This window comes from Pseudomonas cerasi (genome assembly GCF_900074915.1).
Taxonomy (GTDB): domain Bacteria; phylum Pseudomonadota; class Gammaproteobacteria; order Pseudomonadales; family Pseudomonadaceae; genus Aquipseudomonas; species Aquipseudomonas cerasi.
Window position 1 is genome coordinate 42,611 of sequence record NZ_LT222317.1, and the last position, 19,184, is coordinate 61,794.

The 19,184-nt window shown below is 52.2% G+C and carries 16 protein-coding genes and 6 pseudogenes; 6 read left to right on the forward strand and 16 right to left on the reverse strand.

What is annotated here, in order from left to right; genetic code table 11:
* Positions 1-677 precede the first annotated feature (677 nt).
* The 4 genes and pseudogenes from PCPL58_RS28840 to PCPL58_RS02285 form a co-directional block, all read right to left on the reverse strand.
* A pseudogene (locus tag PCPL58_RS28840) lies at positions 678-1,013 on the reverse strand (hypothetical protein); the annotation flags it as partial.
* Positions 940-1,653, reverse strand: a pseudogene (locus tag PCPL58_RS28845) (DNA topoisomerase); the annotation flags it as partial. The pseudogenes PCPL58_RS28845 and PCPL58_RS28840, both read right to left, overlap by 74 nt.
* Positions 1,652-1,840: pseudogene (locus PCPL58_RS28850) on the reverse strand (lysozyme family protein); the annotation flags it as partial. The pseudogenes PCPL58_RS28845 and PCPL58_RS28850, both read right to left, overlap by 2 nt.
* A gap of 349 nt (positions 1,841-2,189) precedes the next feature.
* Positions 2,190-2,420 carry a transcriptional regulator gene (locus tag PCPL58_RS02285; protein WP_053486254.1) on the reverse strand — a complete coding sequence of 77 codons (231 nt, stop codon included), beginning with the start codon at positions 2,418-2,420 and terminating at the stop codon, positions 2,190-2,192.
* An 87-nt stretch (positions 2,421-2,507) separates the two neighbouring features.
* Here PCPL58_RS02285 and PCPL58_RS28855 point away from each other — a divergent pair, with 87 nt between their 5' ends.
* Positions 2,508-3,173, forward strand: coding sequence for a LexA family protein (locus tag PCPL58_RS28855; protein ID WP_024668590.1), 666 nt, complete (start codon positions 2,508-2,510; stop codon positions 3,171-3,173).
* Between the two features lie 270 nt (positions 3,174-3,443).
* On the opposite strand, the gene PCPL58_RS02295 is transcribed toward PCPL58_RS28855, so the two are convergent.
* The 3 genes from PCPL58_RS02295 to PCPL58_RS02305 all read right to left on the reverse strand — a co-directional run bounded on the left by PCPL58_RS02295 (position 3,444) and on the right by PCPL58_RS02305 (position 5,273).
* Positions 3,444-3,908, reverse strand: a complete 465-nt coding sequence (locus PCPL58_RS02295; RefSeq protein WP_065348720.1) for a hypothetical protein — start codon at positions 3,906-3,908, stop codon at positions 3,444-3,446.
* Positions 3,909-4,350: 442 nt separating this feature from the next.
* Complete coding sequence (locus PCPL58_RS02300) at positions 4,351-4,605, reverse strand: hypothetical protein (RefSeq protein ID WP_003381801.1); 255 nt, start codon at positions 4,603-4,605, stop codon at positions 4,351-4,353.
* A gap of 35 nt (positions 4,606-4,640) precedes the next feature.
* Positions 4,641-5,273, reverse strand: coding sequence for a ParA family protein (locus PCPL58_RS02305; protein ID WP_003381804.1), 633 nt, complete (start codon positions 5,271-5,273; stop codon positions 4,641-4,643).
* Positions 5,274-5,843: 570 nt separating this feature from the next.
* On the opposite strand from PCPL58_RS02305, the pseudogene PCPL58_RS31670 reads away from it, so the two are divergent.
* Positions 5,844-6,509 (forward strand): annotated as a pseudogene (locus PCPL58_RS31670) (Effector protein hopAB1); the annotation flags it as partial.
* A gap of 182 nt (positions 6,510-6,691) precedes the next feature.
* The gene (locus tag PCPL58_RS02315; protein ID WP_065348721.1) at positions 6,692-7,360 is read left to right on the forward strand and encodes a hypothetical protein; all 669 of its coding nucleotides are present in this window, start codon (positions 6,692-6,694) and stop codon (positions 7,358-7,360) included.
* A gap of 194 nt (positions 7,361-7,554) precedes the next feature.
* Here PCPL58_RS02315 and PCPL58_RS02320 read toward each other — a convergent pair whose 3' ends face one another.
* From PCPL58_RS02320 to PCPL58_RS02335, 4 genes are all read right to left on the reverse strand, one after another.
* A complete protein-coding gene (locus tag PCPL58_RS02320; protein WP_065348722.1) occupies positions 7,555-7,779 on the reverse strand; it encodes a hypothetical protein in 225 nt (74 codons plus the stop codon).
* Positions 7,780-7,813: 34 nt separating this feature from the next.
* A complete protein-coding gene (locus PCPL58_RS02325) occupies positions 7,814-8,284 on the reverse strand; it encodes an addiction module antidote protein (protein WP_024421059.1) in 471 nt (156 codons plus the stop codon).
* Complete coding sequence (locus PCPL58_RS02330) at positions 8,281-8,601, reverse strand: type II toxin-antitoxin system RelE/ParE family toxin (protein ID WP_032616419.1); 321 nt, start codon at positions 8,599-8,601, stop codon at positions 8,281-8,283. Before PCPL58_RS02330 ends, PCPL58_RS02325 begins: the two co-directional genes overlap by 4 nt.
* A gap of 99 nt (positions 8,602-8,700) precedes the next feature.
* Positions 8,701-9,162 carry a DUF4113 domain-containing protein gene (locus PCPL58_RS02335; protein ID WP_083188296.1) on the reverse strand — a complete coding sequence of 154 codons (462 nt, stop codon included), beginning with the start codon at positions 9,160-9,162 and terminating at the stop codon, positions 8,701-8,703.
* A gap of 247 nt (positions 9,163-9,409) precedes the next feature.
* Between PCPL58_RS02335 and PCPL58_RS02340 the strand changes: the two are divergent.
* Positions 9,410-9,919: pseudogene (locus PCPL58_RS02340) on the forward strand (recombinase family protein); the annotation flags it as partial.
* 348 nt (positions 9,920-10,267) lie between these two features.
* Here PCPL58_RS02340 and PCPL58_RS02345 read toward each other — a convergent pair.
* Positions 10,268-11,245, reverse strand: coding sequence for an IS5 family transposase (locus tag PCPL58_RS02345; RefSeq protein ID WP_065348561.1), 978 nt, complete (start codon positions 11,243-11,245; stop codon positions 10,268-10,270).
* Positions 11,246-11,362: 117 nt separating this feature from the next.
* On the opposite strand from PCPL58_RS02345, the gene PCPL58_RS02350 reads away from it, so the two are divergent.
* Positions 11,363-12,505 (forward strand): IQ calmodulin-binding motif-containing protein, encoded by a 1,143-nt coding sequence (locus PCPL58_RS02350; protein ID WP_065348723.1) that lies wholly within the window; start codon positions 11,363-11,365, stop codon positions 12,503-12,505.
* Positions 12,506-12,866: 361 nt separating this feature from the next.
* On the opposite strand, the gene PCPL58_RS02355 is transcribed toward PCPL58_RS02350, so the two are convergent.
* From PCPL58_RS02355 to hopBM1, 4 genes and pseudogenes are all read right to left on the reverse strand, one after another.
* The gene (locus PCPL58_RS02355) at positions 12,867-14,483 is read right to left on the reverse strand and encodes a glycoside hydrolase family 28 protein (protein WP_232002795.1); all 1,617 of its coding nucleotides are present in this window, start codon (positions 14,481-14,483) and stop codon (positions 12,867-12,869) included.
* Between the two features lie 14 nt (positions 14,484-14,497).
* Positions 14,498-14,722 (reverse strand): carbon storage regulator, encoded by a 225-nt coding sequence (locus PCPL58_RS28860; RefSeq protein WP_044311011.1) that lies wholly within the window; start codon positions 14,720-14,722, stop codon positions 14,498-14,500.
* A 725-nt stretch (positions 14,723-15,447) separates the two neighbouring features.
* Positions 15,448-16,680: pseudogene (locus PCPL58_RS02360) on the reverse strand (type ISP restriction/modification enzyme); the annotation flags it as partial.
* Positions 16,681-16,964: 284 nt separating this feature from the next.
* Positions 16,965-17,438: a type III secretion system effector HopBM1 gene (gene hopBM1, locus PCPL58_RS28865; protein WP_074800939.1), complete on the reverse strand. Its 474-nt coding sequence runs from the start codon at positions 17,436-17,438 to the stop codon at positions 16,965-16,967.
* Positions 17,439-17,644: 206 nt separating this feature from the next.
* Between hopBM1 and PCPL58_RS02365 the strand changes: the two genes are divergently transcribed.
* Complete coding sequence (locus PCPL58_RS02365) at positions 17,645-18,874, forward strand: IS91-like element ISPsy3 family transposase (protein WP_080336767.1); 1,230 nt, start codon at positions 17,645-17,647, stop codon at positions 18,872-18,874.
* The last annotated feature ends 310 nt before the right edge of the window (positions 18,875-19,184 follow it).

A 19,184-nucleotide genomic window follows, 5' to 3' on the forward strand; every position in this document is an offset into this window, starting at 1 on the left:
GTTGATAGGGATTTTCACTGCATAAGTAACGCCTCAGCGTCTTCCTACGCATCGCTTTGAAGGCATGACGCTCCTTCCACAGCGTCAGCTTGATGCATAGGCATTTTGAAATTCCTATGCATCAAGCCGACCAACTGCGCAAAACGCATGCCTTCATTGAAGGCAAAGAGCGATTGACCATGCACATAATTATTTGAGCAGCCTGCGCGCACACGTGCCCGGTTGAGGACTGGGGCGGCTTGCCGTTCCAGGCCGATTTATCCGGGTCTTAGCGCCCGCAGGGTGGCCGCAGGCCAGGGCAGGGCAGCTTCATCGCCCTGGGCCGCTTAGACAGGCTGACCCACGGTGTTTCAGGCGCAGATCATACGCGCCGTGCCGAAGGCACGACTTGCGCGTGCATTACTGCTTTATGAGGTGGGTTCCCACCGCGTAAATCCCTGTTTTTCCTGAAAGGGGTAACTGAAGGGGGGATAAAATTTCATTTATTTCAAAGCCTTCAGAACGACACCTGCAAAATGGCCAAAAAGAGCAGTTGGTAACGCTAAAAAGCGGCACAACCAGCGCCGTCGAGCGGTCCTGGTGGTGCCTGGCCATAGGGTCACCCACCTCCCTTAAAACGCAGGCGTGACAATGGCTCCGCGTGAGCGGATGCAGTTTTCGGACAAAGTGGGGGCCTGTTAGGCTTTTTTGCTCCTCGACGCCAGGAGCCTATCCAGCGCACTGAACACGGTGTTGCTCACTGGCGGCGATGTGCTGGAGTCCGCGACATCTTGCGTATCCGGTACGCCCGCCTCCCGATTTTCCTTGGCCTGCCAGCGCTGACGCGACGTTTCACGGCGCTGGAGTTCCAGAGAGTGCTTTTCCATGTCCGCCAAGCGCTGTTGCCCTATGTCGCGCAGCTGAGCATTGCGACGCTTCTTGGCCGACTTCTGCACGCGTTCATGAACATAGGCCAGGCCAAGGTCTTTCCAGAAAAGCTTGGTGAAGCGGATCAGGACGCGGGTGGTGGGCAATGAAGTCCTCCAGTTCGTCCAGGAACGCGTCCACGGTCAGTTCACCGGCCTCGATCATCTGTTGCTGTTCATGCCAGAGCGCGGTCATGTCCGGCGTGGTGGCAATCGCTGGCAACGCGGCAATGAACTCCAGCCCCAGCTGGGTGGGGATCAGTTTTTTCTTCTCTACCGCGTAAAAACCACGCTCCTGAAGCTTGGCCAGCATCGCGGCGCGGGTTGCCGGGGTGCCGATGCCTCCGTTCTCGCCTTTCTTGCCCTGGTCGCGGTCGATCAGCAGCTGCTTGATGCGCGGGTCTTTCACATACTTGGCCACGCGCTGCAGATCCTTGAGCAACGTGGCTTCGGTGTAGAGCGGCAGGGGCTTGGTCTTTTCCTTGGCCACCGTGATGCCATCGCACACTCCGGCGTCACCAACTTTCAGATCCGCCAGTGCATCGAAGGGGCTTGCGACCTCTGCGGCGTCCGACGCGTCTTCGTCTTGCTCGTTTTCTTCAGTGACCTGCGCCGTCCAACCGGGCTGCGTCACTTTGGTGGAGCGCGCAACGAAGATGTGGCCGTTCACGCCAAAACGCACTTCGGCACTGAGGTAACGTTTTTCGGGCAAGAACTGCGCGACGTAACGTTTGACGATGGCCATGTACCAGCTGCTTCACCACCAATACAGCTTCATCCAGACTTTGCGGTTGACGCGGCAACACTTTGCCGACCACGCCAATGGCATAGGGATTGAAGGAGGATTCTGTCTTGACGATGGGGGTAAGCGTGGCAGGGTGTATAGAGGGAGCGCATTGCATAGCCAGGGCCAGGAAGGCGCTGGTGGTGAGCATTGCAGGTTCCTTACGTTATGGGAGGTTTCCCGAATGGCCTTGTACAAGGCCATTTGGTGAAACCTCTCGATCTCCCAATAATGAGATCGAGGGGTCTTAAATCGTATTTCCGGCCGCGACCCTGTCCGCCAGAAAACTTGTTTGGGGCTTTACGCTGCGCACCCTGGGCCAGTTGCCAACCCTCTGAGCCGTTAAGGCCGACCCATCGCTGCCTCTAAACCCGCTCCCTGTGCGCCTATGCGGAACACCAAGAGGACCGGCACTCGAAATATAATATTCCTTATCTGCCGAAGCAATAATTTTTCTTATATTTTTGATGCCTCTCATAAAAAACCCTCTGCAAATGGCACTATTTGTCGCCGTAATTGGTTGATTTCTCAGTTCGGTTGGGTTGGTTTAGGCATAGATCACGTGCCGTGACCATCCCTCCAGTTAACTCTTCGGCGAGGAAAGCCTTGGCAGCACCCATTTGATGGGTTCCTGAAACCCAATATGAAACCGCAGCTTGGGTAACGCCGAGAGCGATTGCAGTTTTCGCTTGGCCACCAAAAAAATTCACAAGCCTCTGGATAGGGGTCATAGGGAGGTAGTCCTAATAAGAATATTTATACAATAAATATAAGATTTATTTTTTGCAACGCCATAAGCGAACTTATAAGCTGATCAGATGACTAACCTAGCCGACAGACTCAAAATCGCACGCGCTCACGCAGGTCTATCCCAGGGCGAACTCGCCCTAAAAGCGGGGATAAAGCAACCTGTGATTTCGCAGCTCGAGACAGGAAAAAATGCTGGCAGCGCCTTCGTAGTCAGTATCGCGAAAGCATGCGGAGTTAACGCTGAATGGCTGGTAAACGGTCAGGGAGGCATGCTCCCTGAAACTTCAGGATTTGATGCGAACGTAGAACCCGCCTTAGCACCGGTGAAATTTTATGAATACCCTGAAATAAGCTGGGTACAAGCTGGCGCGGCCACGGAGGCTTTAGTGATTGGAAATGTAGCGAATTGCGAAGTCCACCCGTCAGATGCTTGGGCTGGGCCGAATGGTTTTTGGTTAAAGGTCAAAGGCCCGTCAATGACTGCCCCAGGAGGAATTTCCTTTGTGGAAGGAATGTTAATCCTCATCGCACCAGGATTCGACATTCAAAGCGGCCAATATGTTGTTGCCAAAATTACTGATACGAACGAAGCAACTTTCAAACAGTTCTATAAAGATTCAGGGCGATCTTATCTTAGGCCCCTAAATCCTGTTTATAGCACAATTGAAATTGATGAGGACTGGCAGATAATTGGCCGTGTTGTAGACGCTAAATGGCCAAGGTCAGTATTATAAATATCGAAGATGTGTGCGTTAGGGCATCCGCAATCAGCGATCTGAAGCTAGACACTGACAATTTTTCGAGGATAGGACACGGTGAGCAGCGAGCATCTATCGCTATGGCCAAATGCCTCAGCAAGGTTTTCGCAGGCATCGTTGACGAGCTCCATATCCTTCACCCGGGGAGGCTTTAAGCTCCCTCCCCCGGCACTGATGAGAGTGCGACAACTCGATCCTGTGGCAGCGAACGCTTTATATGTTGAAGGCTAGAGTGCTCCCCCCACTTCACCCAAACCAAAATGCACGATCACCCACCGTGAATGTCAATCGCTCTACTTTGTGATTTACCGTGTATTGAAATGTCACAATAGCGTCGGGGTGGTACTTTGGATCAAGCATGTAGGTATCATTGCGTCTTGGGCAGCCAGAATAAGTTGAGATAGGTTCCCCTCCCATTGCAAGCCATACCTGCCGTCTGCCCATATCTATCGTAAACGGCCAGGGCAGCTCGCCCTTGTACGTTTCAAAAGGACTAGGCTCAGGCTCATGGAGAATGAAGCTTATCTCTTCGAACCGCATGGTTCGTGGGTCAAAATGAAGCTCGATAGCGTTCTCAGGCTCCATCTGCAGTCCGTCGTCATCTATGAAAAGACACGCAAGCGGCAAGTCGGGGATGACTGCTTCTAATACCAACTCTGAATGCTGCCGACCTAGATTTTTAATCCAACGCTCAATTGTTACTGCGTCCATACCCTCTCCCCTAGAAATCTATTTGGTCATTTCGATACCGTACTGCGGCACCTCATCGGCACAAGTCGCTCGGCAGATATTTTTCTCCTGAGCATGGCTAATTCGATAGTGGCCATCAATCGCCCAGAGCAGGTTTGGGCGAAAGCAGCTACCTGATTTGGTTGCATACGCCATAAGTCCACAACTTTAATGCTGCGCAGCATGATATATTCAGCATGTGACATGGTTTTCCCTCGTGTGGGTTCTCTGTGTTATACGGCCCGTTGGGAACTCTCACCTTCCCTGCGGGCCACCTTTTTCGCTGCTATTACACAGCGATACGTCTAGCATGAAACAATGAATTCATGCCAATTCCCTTGAAGCTCTCACAATCCATACGAAACATTTCGAGACTCCTTCGAACAATCATGAATTCATTTTTTCATGAAATAATGAATTCATATTATTTGTGTCTCGTCCTGTACTCCTCGTAAGCCTTCATCAAAAGATCGGTTATGCTCATCTGCTGCTCAGCAGCGTAAGCCTTGATTTCGGAATGCTTTTCAATAGGCACACGAATCTGAATGGGCTTCGGTAGGTTTGATGAGCTGCGTTCAATATTGACCGGGCCTGTGGGTGCTTTTGAAGCGGCACCAAACGCGCCCACATCAATTTTTGGAGCCTGTGGTTTGCGGTTTGGTGGAGATTTATCAGTCATACTTCATGCTCTCATGAATTAATGCTTTCATTATATCATGCATTATTCGCGTGGTTGAACACCTGCTGCACGACAGATAACGCTTTGTCATTAAGCCCTTTGAACCTAGTTTCAGTAATTGCTAGACCCAAATCCATCGCCGCGCCATACCCCGTAGAAAGCGGTATAGAGCCCGTGGCACACGCAAACCCAAAAGCTTCAATGTTAGACCTAGCGCTATCTAGCTCACGGTCAGACTGTGGTGTTCGGCTCAAAATGTAGAGAAGCTTGGTCCGTGGTACGCCTTCTGCTACAAACTCTGTTCCTAGTTTCAGTGCTTCTCGTAAATCGTCCTTTGTGACACCTGTAGGAATCACTATCACGCTAGCTACCTTAGCAATCTCCAGACTTTGATTGCTTGCATGAGGCCCGCCGTCCACTACAACCAACTGCCGTCCTTCTGCTTCTCGAATCAACTTATCAGAACGATGGTAAACCGTAGAATCGACTCTAGGTTGCAGTGACGCCTCATCGCGAGCGACAGACCAGAGGTACGAGGTCTGTTGTTGTGGGTTGATATCTGCCAATAGAGTATCCAAGCCAGCTCTCGCAGCCTCTGTGGCAATAGCTCTAGCAAGCGTTGACTTGGTGACGCCACCCTTTTGCTGTAATACCGCGATGATAGCCATGGCTACTCCGACTTCATGAAATGCTGAAATGTTGAAATTATCTGCCTGGTCGGCAATGCCAGCGTGAGACAGTATACTGAAAGAATAATTTCATGAAAGCATTTATTCATGAAAGCATGTATTTCTTGCTGTGACAAGGTGTCAGCTCCGGCTGGTCCAACACAACCATGTCCTTGGCGTTAGGTATGGCTCAAAAGAGTAGTTCTTTCTGGCACGGCTCATTAGGGTTGCCTTTAGGTCAATTGAGCCATAGCTGATAAGCTCAGCTTATTTGGGTATACCTAAAAAGGCCACATCATGACAAATCTCAATGTTGCGCGGTGTGCCTGCGTGTTAGTACCACTCAGGCGCTCGATCTGATATGCACCAGTAGTGGAACCTATCATGTCCGATCGCCAACTCATGTCCAATTGCCGAGGACGGAACAGTCCGCAAACACAAGATCAGGAGTGGAGAGTCTATATGCCGGGTATCAACGGAGCAGGGCCATCAAATTTTTTTTGGCATTTGCGCACAGACGGCGAGCCAGTAACTGAGCGCGAACATGACTCCAGTAGCAGTGCCAGTTCGGCGAACAGTCCGGAGTTGCCGCCGCCCGCATCTCCTGCGGAATCCGGAAGCCGGAGGCTGCTACGTTCCCCACCTTTGTCTGGCCAAATCAGAGAATGGATTGAGCAGAACATTCGGCAGGAAGCAGAGCCTCAATCCTCAAGCCTCAATAGGGCTGCAAGATTGGCGGCGATGCCGCCGCAGGAGCATGACGAAAGTAATGTGGCTTACGCAATACGCTTGCGTAGACTGAACCCGGGTGCGGATGTAAGTAGGGTAGTTGCATCCTTTATAACTGACCCGGCGGCTCGACAGCAAGTTGTGGATGATATCCGCGCAGCCTTGGATATAGCTCCACAGTTTAATCAATTGCGTACGATCTCGAAGGCCGATGCTGAATCTGAAGAGCTGGGTTTCAGAGATGCGGCAGATCATCCCGACAACGCGACGTCCTGCCTTTTTGGTGAAGATTTGTCACTGAGTAATCCGGATCAGCAGGTGATAGGTCTAGCGGTTAATCCGACGGATAAGCCGCAGCCTTACAGCCAAGAGGTAAACAAGGCCCTTACATTCATGGATATGAAAAAACTTGCCCAATACCTGGCAGACAAGCCCGAGCATCCGCTGAACAGACAAAGACTTGATGCCGAAACTATCGCTAAGTACGCTTTTAGAATTGTTCCCTGACCGTCTGCGTTTTTGGAGTGATCCTCAAACGCTCAGGCGATCGCGCAGATGAGGTACGTGGAGCCCTGACAGAGGGAAGGTGCGCCCGCACCTAAGTTTCGCGGTGAAGCAACCTGCATTAATGCGGTTGTATCGGGTAATGTGATGAGCAAGGCTTTTCCGCCCAAGAGAAAGGAAGTTCAGTGGCCGACTACATCAACAAAAGCATCATATGCCAGGCATACCTTCACATTGACCCAGTGCCAAAGGACTTAGACGAGGCAGCCCTCAAAGCAGAGCTAGAAAGCTTTCTGGGCGTGAGGGCGGAGTTCTTTCTCTACAAAGACGTCGGAACCGAGGTTGAGCTTAAGGAAGGATCACTCAAAATTTATCTCACAATTCTGGGGACCCTATACGCGGGTATAGCCCAGTATCCCGACTTCCGGCAGAGCGTAGAGCTATTCGCGGCAGACTCCAAGCGCGTATCGGACTACGCGATATCCGAAAGCCTGTTTTTGACTAAATCTCGCCATGATTGCGTGCTGCGTACGGAAGCACGAACCGGCGTATGTGGGACGCTGAAAAAAATTGCTGATGAGATCGACTACATCAAACGCGAATCTGGCGCCGCCGATCCCAGTCGTTTGATCGCTCGGATGGAAGCGCTGAAGAAGGAAATCTTTGTTTTCAAGGACAACGTTACCGACCCGGCAGACAAGGAGTGGGTTTTTCCACAATTGAAACAATACGCAGACGAACAGATACCTAAAAGGGCCGTGCCTAAGGAGAACGAGTTCGTAAGCGCAGAGATTGCCAGTGCCTACATCCGTGAACATGGGCTGCTTATGCGCTCAATGAATTTGGAGAATTAAGACACGCGATGACAGATCAAAAAGGCAGACCGTAAAGTATGCCGCTGTCACCCTGCTGTCATGGCCACCGTTCGGAAATATAAGAAGTCGTTGAAAGCGCTGAATTGTATGGTGTCCCAGGCGGGGTTCGAACCTGCAACCTTCCCCTTAGGAGGGGCCATTCTACATAATCTCCGTTCGTAACGCTGCGGGGCCTACTCTTGCGCCCAGATGTACACTGCCTGATTGATCGGGTCTAATGTGCCATCGCGAGCAATCCATTCGTCACCGGTCTTGCGGCAGAGGGCCTTGAGTTCATCCACTCTGATTCCATGCACTTGGGCGACACTGTGCGCAATGGCGGCAGGACCGCCGCCGTCGCGCACCTTCACAAACACCAAGTGATGCAACGGCCAGTCGGCATAGGGGTTATCACTCATGGAGCGTTGTCCTTTTCTTTTAATATTTTGAAAATCATGCGCCAACATGTCTTGTAGTCGCTCTTGGCTTGGTTGCTGCCTTAGCGGTTGGCCTACCGTCAGGCTTAGCAGCCGCTGCTTTAGATGCTTTGCGCGGCTGCGCAACTGACCAGCTAACCGCCGCAGCTTTTGAGGCAATAGGCTGCACGGTAAGCTCTACCCCTACAGCCTCCATCAGCTTTCTAATGGTGTCGTATCGTGTTTTAACGCCACCTTTGAACGTTTTATAAAGGCTTTCCCGATTGACTCCAGCGTCCTTGGCAACCTTGTTAACGCCTTGCGCTTTTGCGACTTCAGAAAGCGCCCGCATGAGCAATTCCGGGTCGTTTTCCTTCATGCTTTCTGCAAGGTAAGCGCTGATCGCTTCCGGGTTGTCGAGAAAGCGCGAAGCTTCATAACGGCTGGTACCGGATGTGTTCAGTTCGAGGATAGGCATATCCTTGGGGTTGAATTTGGCTTCAGTCATTTCGTTTTCCCCGTAAGGGCATCAAGGATCGCTTTTGCTTCCTTGATCCCGCGTTTTTGGTCCGTTTTGTCACTACCCGAAAGCATCAGGTAAGTGGTCCCGCCAGTGCGAACGAAGTAAGCTCGGTACCCAGGCCCAACAAAGACCCGCATTTCACTGACACCATCCCCCACTGGCTCACAATCACCGAAGTTGCCTGCTTTGGCTCGATCCAAACGAGCCAAAAGAGCTGCTTTACCCTGGGCATTCCTCACACCATCAAGCCAATCATCAAACTCAGGTGTAGTGTTTATGGTGTTTTCGATGAGATCCGTCATGGCTTCGATTGTAGCCTACTGGCTACTACTTGTCGATAAGGGTGCGCTTCAGAAAGCGGATTTTAAGCGTGCTAAGCTGAAGCTGTATTGGGCATGTGTTTACTTAGCCTTTACAACCCACAGCTGATCAAGCCGCGTCGTGTAGCTCTGGCTCATCTGCTCACGCCGCATGCCCCAGTTCGGCGTCATTGGCACTGAACCAGTGCGCAAAGTCCCACGACCCCACTTGCCGTTGATTGAATCCAAAGCAGCCATCAGTCGAACTGAACTCACCGGCTGATTGACCGCGAACAGGTCATCAGTAAATTCGCCTGGCTGGCAGATATCCATCAGCAGCACTTCGGCTTTGCTGTACCTGAAACCTGGTCGAAAAATCCGCGAGACCGCCTCCGTCGCGTATTGGGTCATCACCCTCACATCGTTGGTGGGGTAGGGCAGCTGAACCATTGCGCCATCTGCATACTTGGCCTCGTCAGGATTGAACTGGCCGGTGCGGATGCTCACCCTGATCTTTTTACACACGGAGCCTTGGGCGCGTAATTTTTCAGACGCACGCATCATGTAGGGGTGCCCGCAGAATTCGGAAAAAATCGTACGGTAAGCACTGCCAACATGAGACAGGCACTCGTGCAGCCTGGACTGTGTCCGATTGAAGTACACCTCAACCCGGCGTCAGGCCACTCACCAGCCCCCTGTCAGACTAGGACGGTTTTCTGTATTTCCTGACGGATCGCCGTCAACTTCTATGACCTCAACCTGACAAAATTCACGCTAGCGTACAATTTTTTCCGTTTTCTCTATTCGCCCCTATATGGAAAATGCCAGTGGCAGCCATGCCGACCGCCCGGAATTAATTCGACTACTCAAAGATGCTCGCCGAGGTGACGTGCTGCTGGTGGAAAGCATCGATCGGCTGTCGCGGATGGATGACCAGGCTTGGCGATCCCTCAAAACAGCAATCGATAACCGAGGCATACGGATCGTCTCTGTAGATCTGCCTACCAGTCATCAAGGCATGACGGCCCAGTCGGGGGACGAGTTCACCGACCGCATGCTGGCGGCCATCAACTACATGATGATCGATATGATGGCCGCGATCGCCAGGAAGGACTATCAACAAAGAAGACTGCGCCAAGCACAAGGGATTGAGAAGGCAAAAGCTTCAGGCGTCTACAAAGGCAGACCCGTAGACGCAGAGCTGCGTAACCGAGTGCGTGAGCTGCTGGCTGCAGGGCTCGGGATCCGCGCAGTAGCGAGGCATGCTGCGTGTTCAACTACGACCGTCATGAAGGTCCGCGACGAGCTGGCAGTGCGCTGAGCTTCTGATATCTCCAATCAGGGGATGCACGCCCAAACCTGGAGCGCCAAGTTGGGGATCTCCCGTGCGGCACTGATCAACATTGGAATCGATCAGGTCCTGAATCGGGGAATATCGGTCGGTGGCGAAGACTGATTAGATATTAAAAGCACTCCATATCAAAATATTGATTGAATATTGATATGGGCTTTCAGTATATCTATGGAAGGTCTGAAGTAGGCAGACTTTTTAACCCTCCCGTTGCTTCAAAGTTTCAAAAAACGTCGTTTCAATCGAAAATCAGACCTTTGCCTCGCCCAACTCCTCTTTTTTCTTCGGACAAGCGCTTTTTAGCGTCAATTGTCCACATTACAGGCGCACCTCTCCTGTATTCAGCAGTCGTTTTCGCATCATCCACAGATTGGACAGAGCAAATAGCGTGGTCTGCTGCGCAGTGTTTTTCAGCAGGCCTCGGAAGCGTACTTTCGTATAACCAAACTGGCGTTTGATCACTCGAAACGGATGCTCAACCTTGGCGCGCAGTTGAGCTTTCGCGTATTCGATTTTGCGACGCATGCGCCCGATCAGACTTTCCTTTGCATGCTTTTTATAACTGCTGGGCCGCGCTGCAATCGACCATATCATTTGGCGATTTTGATGCTCGGGACGCTTTTCGACACCGGTGTAGCCCGCGTCGCCAGAGACGTAAGTTTCTTCTCCGTGCAGTAACTGGTCGACCTGAGTTACGTCAGCTACATTCGCCGCCGTGCCCACCACGCTATGCACCAAACCGGATTCGGCATCGACACCGATGTGCGCTTTCATCCCGAAGAAATATTGATTTCCTTTCTTCGTCTGGTGCATTTCAGGGTCACGTTTTCCGTCCTCGTTCTTGGTCGAACTCGCCGCATGGATGATCGTTGCATCGACCACGGTGCCCTGGCGCAGCAACAAACCACGGTCGCCCAAATAGCCATTGATGACCTGCAAAATCCCACCGGCCAGCTCATGTTTCTCCAGCAGTCGGCGGAAATTGAGGATCGTGGTTTCGTCCGGAATCCGATCCAGGTGCAGTCCTGCAAACTGTCGCAGAATTGTGGTTTCGTAGAGCGATTCTTCCATGGCCGGATCGCTGTAGCCGAACCAGTTTTGCATCAGATGAACCCGCAACATCGCCATCAACGGATAGGCAGGGCGACCACCTTCGCCCTTTGGATAGTGTGGCTCGATCAGTTTGACCAAGCCATTCCAGGGCACGACCTGATCCATCTCGATCAGGAAGCGTTCACGGCGGGTTTGTTTGCGTTTGCCAGCGTATTCGGCGTCAGCGAAGGACATCTGCTTCATCGGGACTCAACCGTTCAGTGCTTGGGACTGGCGTATTTCACCAGATTTGGAAGTCTTTTTCAGAGTTTCCCTATGCATCAATAGTTACCCACCAGTCAATCCGATAGGTGCTTTCAAATGACCAAGATCATTGGACCGTCAACTCTGTACATCACTGGTTCTGAACACGTCGACTTCAACGCGCCGGTTATCAACACGTCGTTGTCGACAACTGCATCAGATAATCCCGCGATCTCCGGACTTAAGCCGCGCAGTGCTTCGCAAAAGCCCGCCACCGAGGATCCTAGAGATGACGCCGCTACCATCATACAAAGTGCCTTCAGAGGCTACCAAGTACGAGCGAACACGGTGAGCGTGAAGCAGCCCGTCCCCGGAATGATTCAGACGAATATCCACGGTGGGTTTAAGGGCACGCCTCCCGAGGGCACAGCGCTCGCCGATATTCTGAACAAACTGCAGGACGGCGCAACCTACACCAGGCTAGCTGTCCTTGGCGGCGCAAAGTCCGGCATGTTGATCGGGACGGAGAACGGCGAAGATGCTCAGTTGCCAAAAGAGCTTTCCCAACATGCTCCCCCGTCATCGGCTGTCATCAACGGTGGCTACTTCGTGCATAAAGAAAAACTGAGGATCGACGGGAATCCCGATGGCGTGAGTGCGGGGAAGAGCTATTTAGGTAGACCCGTGGGCCTCACCGCAACGCGAACTGACCATGTGCCGGTCGCGCCAGCCTGGGAGCACGACAATGGCCAACTCCGATTTGCAAATGGCCAGGTCGCCGTCACGAGTGGTCCAATGCTCGCGTTGAGCGGACAGCAGACAAAGCTCGGCAATGCCGATCGGTTCCAGTACCGACTCGAGGGGAAAGACAATCCCTTAAACAAGCTTGCCGGCGCACTTACCCATGCCTGCGACGCCAACGAGCGAGCCGCCTTAAGCGTGCTCCACGACGAGTCAAACGCTCCGAGCGATGCGGTATTTCACACCTTGACGGCGAATAGCCAGCGATCGAAGGGCGTGAAGATGGAAGACTGGCAGACCATCACCGGTGTCGGTGCTGATCCATCGGGCACGCGTAAAGGCGTTACCAAGAACGCCCAAGTCTCCACCCTCAATCTGGATGGAGGCGGCTCGGTGTTTCTAGGCATTCGGAACGAGCAAGGCGTGACGCAAATCGCCCGAGGTGGCGATCCTAAAGAGGATGTGAGACCTGTCGCCAACGTCATTGCCGCCAACTCCACCGTCGGGGGTAAACAATAGCGGAGGCCCAATCGAAGCATGCGTAACTGCCACCTACAAGCGGCGGGGTTTGCAGGTGTCTGTGAACCCGCGTACCGGCCAGGCTGCACGAGGGCTTACATGTACCGCCGGTGTAAAACTGACCCACTAACGCCGAAGTAAAATTGACCCACTTGGGCAAAACTGGCGTCATTGAGCTGCCAATATGTTGACGGTAATGAGAGCCTTGGGCGTGGATATGACAGCTCGAATGCACTGATCCCCAAACCCCATTTTTGGGGTCAGGGGTGCAATGGAACAGAAAGTGCAATTAAGTACCGTGATCGCAGGAGAGTCCTGCGGCTCCTTAAGTCGGTTGGCTGTTCCATTGCTCCCCCGCCCCCTAGAACGGAGCCTCAGGCACCACGGATTTCATCGGTACAAACGCTGCCGTGCAATCGACCGGTGTTCCGTTACCAGGACTTACGGACACCGTGACGTCATCCTTTATCGAAGGCACCAGTTTGTTGGCAAAACTGACCGGCCCTGGCCCCAATATGAAGTGGGTCGAGGTGAGTCCGGTGAAGCTGGGTTGGGTTCCGTCAAAGACAACGTTATCCAGCGTGATGGAAATCGGTCGTTTTTGGCCGTTGTCATTGTATCCGACAAAAGTCGTCTTACCGCCACCGAAGCGTTGGCTGCCCAGGTAGTGGAAGCCTTTCACGGTGATACCACTGAAATCAGGGTACGAGGTTCCGCCGACGCTGCCGTAGTTAGTGTCGAACACTAGCGGGAATTTGACGTTGCGCATGCATATGTTCGCGTAGCTGACGCTGTCGACGGTTCCTCCGCTCTTGGCTCCTGACTTTATTCTCAGTCCAATGCCGTCCTGGCTGTCTGCGCCATCTGCTGCCAAATCCACAACGCTGACATTGTGTACGCCGCCGTTGGTTTCACTGCCGATGGACAAGCCGTGCCCATAGTAGAAGTGATTGTGCGCGAACATCAGGTCCCGGCTGCCGGAGGTGCGGCTGGACTTTATCGCTACGTTGTCATCACCCGTACTGATATAGGAGTAGGCCAGCAGCACCTTGTTTGATTGGCCGGGGTCGAAGCCATCGGTGTTCTTCACGGTTTCCGGGGTAAAGCAGGTGCCCGGGGTCTTCTGGTCAGGCGTCGAGCCGATCGGGCAGCGGTAGCCCTCAACCGTGTAGACCCGGCTGGGAGTCAAAATCTTGATCCCCCAGACAGTCACTCCTGTCACACCGTCAGTGACAATGTTGAAGTCCGGCGCGTTTTGCAGCGTTAGCCCGTGGATGACGAAGTCTGTCCCCCCACTGACCTGAATAAGGCGCGGTTTTTGCTGGTAAGCATTAGACAAGGTCTTCTGGTAAACAAGGTCCCACCAGCTACGCAGATTGGCGTTTGCACCGGAGGTGAGTAGACTGCCGCCGCGACCGTCGATCACGCCTTTTCCGATCACGCCGCTGGCGCGCGTGTTTTTTGCAGAAATCAGTGCGCTGCAGGCGTCCTGATTGGCGACCGTGGTCACTCCGCAGGTGCCCTTGCCGTTGTCGTAGTCTCTGGGGTTGCGTGACGCGAAAAGCGTAACGCCCTCGTCGACCCACAGCGTAACGCCGGACTTCAGTTGCAGAGGACCGCTGAGGAACGCTGAGTTGTCACCTGTGCCTTTGACAAGCTGGACGGCCTGTCCGGCGGCACAACCGTCGATTGCACTCTGGATTCTGTCCTGGTCAGGTCGGGAGTCGAGCGCCGCACTGTCGACACTGTCCAGTGAGCCATTCCTGGGTGTTAGCGTGGCCTGGATCTGCTTGCAAACTGGCGGACTGGATGGCTCGCTTACCTTGCCCCAGGAAGTGACTACTGCAGCGTCGCTGGCCGCCCGCGTGGGTAAAGTGACAGTAAGCGAAATACCCACGGAAGTGGCTATCCAGATTAAGTGCCGAAACGTGCAGGCACCGTATTTTTGCCCCGCCGCGATGAAAGATTGCATGCTCATGAAAGCTTTTCTACCTATTTTTTGACCAATGAGCGCCACCGACACTTATGAATGATGACAGGCCTGGGCTTGTGTTCAGTTACCTTTCTGTCAATGTCTCTGCATTGAACAATGGCGACGTTCGGTGCTTCAATCCCGATACGCACAATCTGATCGAACTCTGAAATAGCGAGGACTTGGATCTGAATCCCATCCTCAATCAGAATATTTTCACCTTCACGGCGAGTCAGAACAAGTATATAGCTTTCCTTTCTTATTGATTGCCTAGATGTAACGACCTGCAATCGAAATGGCCTCGACCTGCAATCATCGCGTTTTTCGACCGGGATTGATTGCGTCTATCCGGCACCGCGAACCAGCATTGACTGCAAACGAACCTGCATCCAGCCACTTCGACCTGCAATCGAGCGCAACCGACCAGGATTAAATGCGACTGAAAAACCGATGATTTAGCGTCCATCAAACAGTGGTCTTCAGGAGCTGGGCTAAGTGCACATTCTGTTTCGTTACTCCCAAACCCTGAGTTCCAGAGCACCATAGTGGCGGTCACAAGATTCAGTCCTCTACCCCAATAGCGCTTTTGTCTCTTTAGGCTCTAGATTTTTTGAAAGTACTATATCAAAAATGAAAAATCAACCCTATTGAGACATAAAAAACGCCTCAGACACGCGTCCCGCAAGGGTGTACTTAAATGAGACAGAAACGGCGAGTGATCACTCGCAAATAATTCCGGTTCATGACGGTCGATTGCAGGTCTAACCAGATGAATGCAGGTTCATTCGCAAATAATCCCGGTTTGCTGGCTCGAATAGACGCAATCAATCCTGGTCGAAAAACTCGATGATTGCAGGTCGTTACACTTAAGCGATATTCAAGATAATCTTCTATGAATGGCGAAGAGGCTGCCAACGTTGAGTTGGCGTGAATGAGCTGAGCGACAGACGCCACCAGCTCACCTATTTAATCAAATATCAAGCGGTGGTAGGGATTTCACGATATTCATGGTTTCAAGGCTAACTGTGACCACACGTAGGAAAAGCTCCAACGGATATTGGGGGTTTTTCATGGTTTCGATGGCCCAGTCGTTGGCGTCGTTGACGATGCCGCTGGCCTTATCGATTTTAACGCACTGCCGCTCGACTACCCAATCCAATGCAGGCTTGCCGTTGACCACGTACTCATAGGCTTCCAGCGGGAGGCCAGTAACGGTGATTTTGGCGTTGTAGTGCAGCGTCGTCAGGTCTTTGTTCTTACCATTCTTGCCATACTTCATCTTCTCGACACGGTAGTCTTCAGGTTTGCCCAGGCTACCTTCTATCTTGACCGGGTATGGCTCGACTGTTTCGTAATGAATGTGCAGTTTGGTCAGATCACGCCCGGCTTTGGAGAATGCCCAGAAACCCGCTGCGGTCTTCACGCAGGGAATTCGTGATAGTTCTTTGATCAGGTTATCTGCGTACTTGTCACGGTATTCAGTTGAGTGCAGCAGACCGTACACGTAATAGAAAACATCTTCCTTGCTGATCTTCTCTCCGGGGTAGCTGGACTTGAAATGTGCCAACCCTTCGTTGGTAATGGCGTCGCGGCGGTTCCGTTTCGGGCTTGAGGACACATCAAATAGACAATCTTGCTGCACTTCCCTCGGCTCGTCATAGAGGTAGAGAGGGAAGCATTGGGCACCGGCCTCCATAGAGTTCAAATCTGGAATAACGTTCGTAATAACACACGAAAAAGCTTTAGCTCCCTTTGCCGTCATAATAATTACCAGATTCTCCGCTACTGCATCAGGGAAAATTCGTGGTAACTGAAAAACATATTCGTTAAGTTGACGATTAAAGTACAGCCACTGCTTCGTAAAGGGGCGGTAAAGGCTAGTAGTAAGATTTTCGGTCACAAAGTCAAATTGCCGATCCTTGGATAACTCTTGCTTGAGCGATCTCGTCCAACTGATCCGAGCCGGATCGGTGCCAATAAAACCATCTATTTTTTTATCTCGTGCTTTCTTGTCAAGACCTACGTGCGCTAAGTTGAAGCGTTTAACTTCGTCATTATAGAAGTCGATCATGCGCCCCATATTAACCGTAAGACCTGATTTGCTTGAGTTATAGCACCAGCTATCGCGATTTGTTCCCACACCCAGCGAGAAATTTTCAAACAGCTTGGCAGCATCTCCCTTCTTATCGCCTAGCGTAATGAACAGGGCAGCCTGCGGCTGCAAATCGCCCGTTCTTACGATCGCGTAGCAGCAGAAACATTGATTTGAGCTTTGTCATGATGCCCGTTATTGATCATCATGAAGCCTGCTTACCCACCGCTGCTGCTTCAGATGAGTCCAGCCTACGCACCTCGACCGCTCAAAAACCTCTTCACCGCTAACCAGTATTGGGCACATCTCCTCGAAGGGGGCTATGAAGACATGACGCCTTCTTCATAACGTCAACTTGATGCATAGGCATCTTAAAATCCCCATGCATAAACTCATCAGTCCTCGTTTAGCCGCAGCGGAACGAACTGACACTCAGATGCTGACTTTGTACATTCATATCCTTGAATTCCAACCGCGCCACGCTCTTTAATCCAATTGTGCTGACCTTCAATGGAAACGATAAGTGTCTTTAGTCTATTCTCATTTCCTGCTTTTCGATACTCAAGATCTATTACGCCATTATCTCCGCTTAGTGAATAACTACAGTTAGTCAATGTTCCTCCCTTCTGACTTTTATCCACTGAAAGATATAAAGCAGTGGAAAACTCTTTAATGGAGTGTTTCTTGTGTGGTTGAGAAACCCAGTTCCCCTCCCAACCAGCAAACGTTTCCGGCGCGATATAGATACCATTAACGTACTTCACGCTTTGCGGGACAGGACAACTCATAGCATGAGCGTTAGCTGCCATAATGCAGGGGGATGCGGTCAATATAGCCGCCAGCAGACTGGTCTTGTGAAGCCTGTTCATAGCACTTGTCCTCTTGTCTGGTTCTTATAAATAGAATGAATGACTAGGCTCTATACGTAAACCAAAAAATACGATTGCTTGTAGAGAGCACGGAAGTGTTAGTGGAGCCGCACCAGCCGGCAGTTCCCAGCCTGCGGGGAAATATGAGGGCCGGGGAGCAATGAACATCGATTTGAGCTTTGCCATGAGGCCCATTATTGATCATCATGAAGCCTGCTTACCCACCGCTGCTGCTTCAGATGAGTCCTGCCTACACGCCTCGACCGCTCAAAAACCTCTTCACCGCTAACCAGTGCTGGGCACACCTCATCGAGGAGGGCGGCTTACGCGACATCGAAGTCGAGTCCGTCACCAAAATGCTGGCCTGCGGCACCTCGATCCTGGGCGTCAAACACTACACCTGCGGCAACCACAGCTGCCCGCACGTCAAATACCTGTGCAACACCTGCAGTTGCCGCGCCTGTCCATCCTGCGGCAAAAAGGCTACCGATCAGTGGATAGCCAATCAACAGCACCGCTTACCCGAGTGTACCTGGCAACACCTGGTGTTCACATTGCCTGACACCCTGTGGCCGCTGTTCTTTCATAACCGTCACTGGCTCGATGCCTTGTGTCGCCTGGCCGTCGACAACCTGCTCTATGCGGGCCGACGCCGGGGCGTGGAGGTGGGTGTTTTCTGCGCCATCCACACCTACGGGCGGCGACTTAACTGGCACCCACACATCCATGTCTCGGTCACCTTGGGTGGGATCGATGACGCAGGTGTCTGGAAAGATCTTTCGTTTCATCCATCAGCCTTGCGTCGACGCTGGATGTGGAATGTACGCCAGTACCTGCTCAGTCAGTGGGAGCACACCACCGTCCCACCTGAAAACGCTCATCTGCAGAGCGAAAATGACTGGCGTCACCTCGTGCTCAACGCCGGTGGTCAGCACTGGCACATCCACTTGTCGAAGAAGACGAAAAACGGCAAAAAGACCGTCAATTACCTGGGCCGCTACCTGAAAAAACCGCCCATCTCGGGCAGTCGTCTGGCGCACTACACCTCCGGTGCCACGTTGAGCTTCACCTACCTGGATCACCGCACCAAGACCTATCAGCAGGAAACACTGAGCCAGACCGACATGCTGCGCCGGGTGGTGCAGCACATCCCGGAGAAGCACTTTCGGATGATCCGGTATTTTGGATTTCTGGCCAACCGCGTCTGTGGCCGACAGCTACCCCGGGTGTATGAGGCGCTACGAATGGAAAGGCGTGGCAAAGCGCCAAAACTGTATTTTGCGCAGATGAGCAAAGCGTTCTTGCATCGGGATCCGTTCAGCTGCGTGCTGTGCGGAGCGCGGATGGTGTACACCGCAGCCATCGCCGGTCTGACAGTGCAGGGCTTGATCAACAACGCTCAAAGCATCGCGCAATTGAGGTACGTGCCGGCCTGATACGGGAGAGGTGCGTCCAAAATCTGGAAAAGGCACAGAAAAGTCGCTTTCAATCCATTTTTCGGCGTGGGTGATGGGTGAAAAAAGCTTTTTGCCGACATCGACGCCACGTTGGCATCACGCAGAGGGTGCCTTTTTAGGAGGATTACCCTGTATAGGAATTATTGAAATTCCTATACATGAACAGAGTTAACTGTATGGACGCACAGTTAACGGCGTGCCGCCATCACCCGTCAACTCAAGCCGACCAACTGCGCAAAACGCATGCCTTCATTGAAGGCAAACAGCGGCCATATAGGTTCTGATATTT

What these genes read in the sequence shown, in the direction of transcription:
- PCPL58_RS02325 (WP_024421059.1), bottom strand. Translation starts at nt 8,284, where the DNA reads ATGACTGAAGCCAAATTCAACCCCAAGGATATGCCTATCCTCGAACTG.
- PCPL58_RS02365 (WP_080336767.1), top strand. Translation starts at nt 17,645, where the DNA reads ATGAAGCCTGCTTACCCACCGCTGCTGCTTCAGATGAGTCCTGCCTAC.
- PCPL58_RS02330 (WP_032616419.1), bottom strand. Translation starts at nt 8,601, where the DNA reads ATGACGGATCTCATCGAAAACACCATAAACACTACACCTGAGTTTGAT.
- PCPL58_RS02300 (WP_003381801.1), bottom strand. Translation starts at nt 4,605, where the DNA reads ATGACTGATAAATCTCCACCAAACCGCAAACCACAGGCTCCAAAAATT.
- PCPL58_RS02350 (WP_065348723.1), top strand. Translation starts at nt 11,363, where the DNA reads ATGACCAAGATCATTGGACCGTCAACTCTGTACATCACTGGTTCTGAA.
- PCPL58_RS02335 (WP_083188296.1), bottom strand. Translation starts at nt 9,162, where the DNA reads ATGATGCGTGCGTCTGAAAAATTACGCGCCCAAGGCTCCGTGTGTAAA.
- PCPL58_RS02285 (WP_053486254.1), bottom strand. Translation starts at nt 2,420, where the DNA reads ATGACCCCTATCCAGAGGCTTGTGAATTTTTTTGGTGGCCAAGCGAAA.
- PCPL58_RS02345 (WP_065348561.1), bottom strand. Translation starts at nt 11,245, where the DNA reads ATGAAGCAGATGTCCTTCGCTGACGCCGAATACGCTGGCAAACGCAAA.
- PCPL58_RS02295 (WP_065348720.1), bottom strand. Translation starts at nt 3,908, where the DNA reads ATGGACGCAGTAACAATTGAGCGTTGGATTAAAAATCTAGGTCGGCAG.
- PCPL58_RS02305 (WP_003381804.1), bottom strand. Translation starts at nt 5,273, where the DNA reads ATGGCTATCATCGCGGTATTACAGCAAAAGGGTGGCGTCACCAAGTCA.
- PCPL58_RS02320 (WP_065348722.1), bottom strand. Translation starts at nt 7,779, where the DNA reads ATGAGTGATAACCCCTATGCCGACTGGCCGTTGCATCACTTGGTGTTT.
- hopBM1 (WP_074800939.1), bottom strand. Translation starts at nt 17,438, where the DNA reads ATGAACAGGCTTCACAAGACCAGTCTGCTGGCGGCTATATTGACCGCA.
- PCPL58_RS28855 (WP_024668590.1), top strand. Translation starts at nt 2,508, where the DNA reads ATGACTAACCTAGCCGACAGACTCAAAATCGCACGCGCTCACGCAGGT.
- PCPL58_RS02355 (WP_232002795.1), bottom strand. Translation starts at nt 14,483, where the DNA reads ATGAGCATGCAATCTTTCATCGCGGCGGGGCAAAAATACGGTGCCTGC.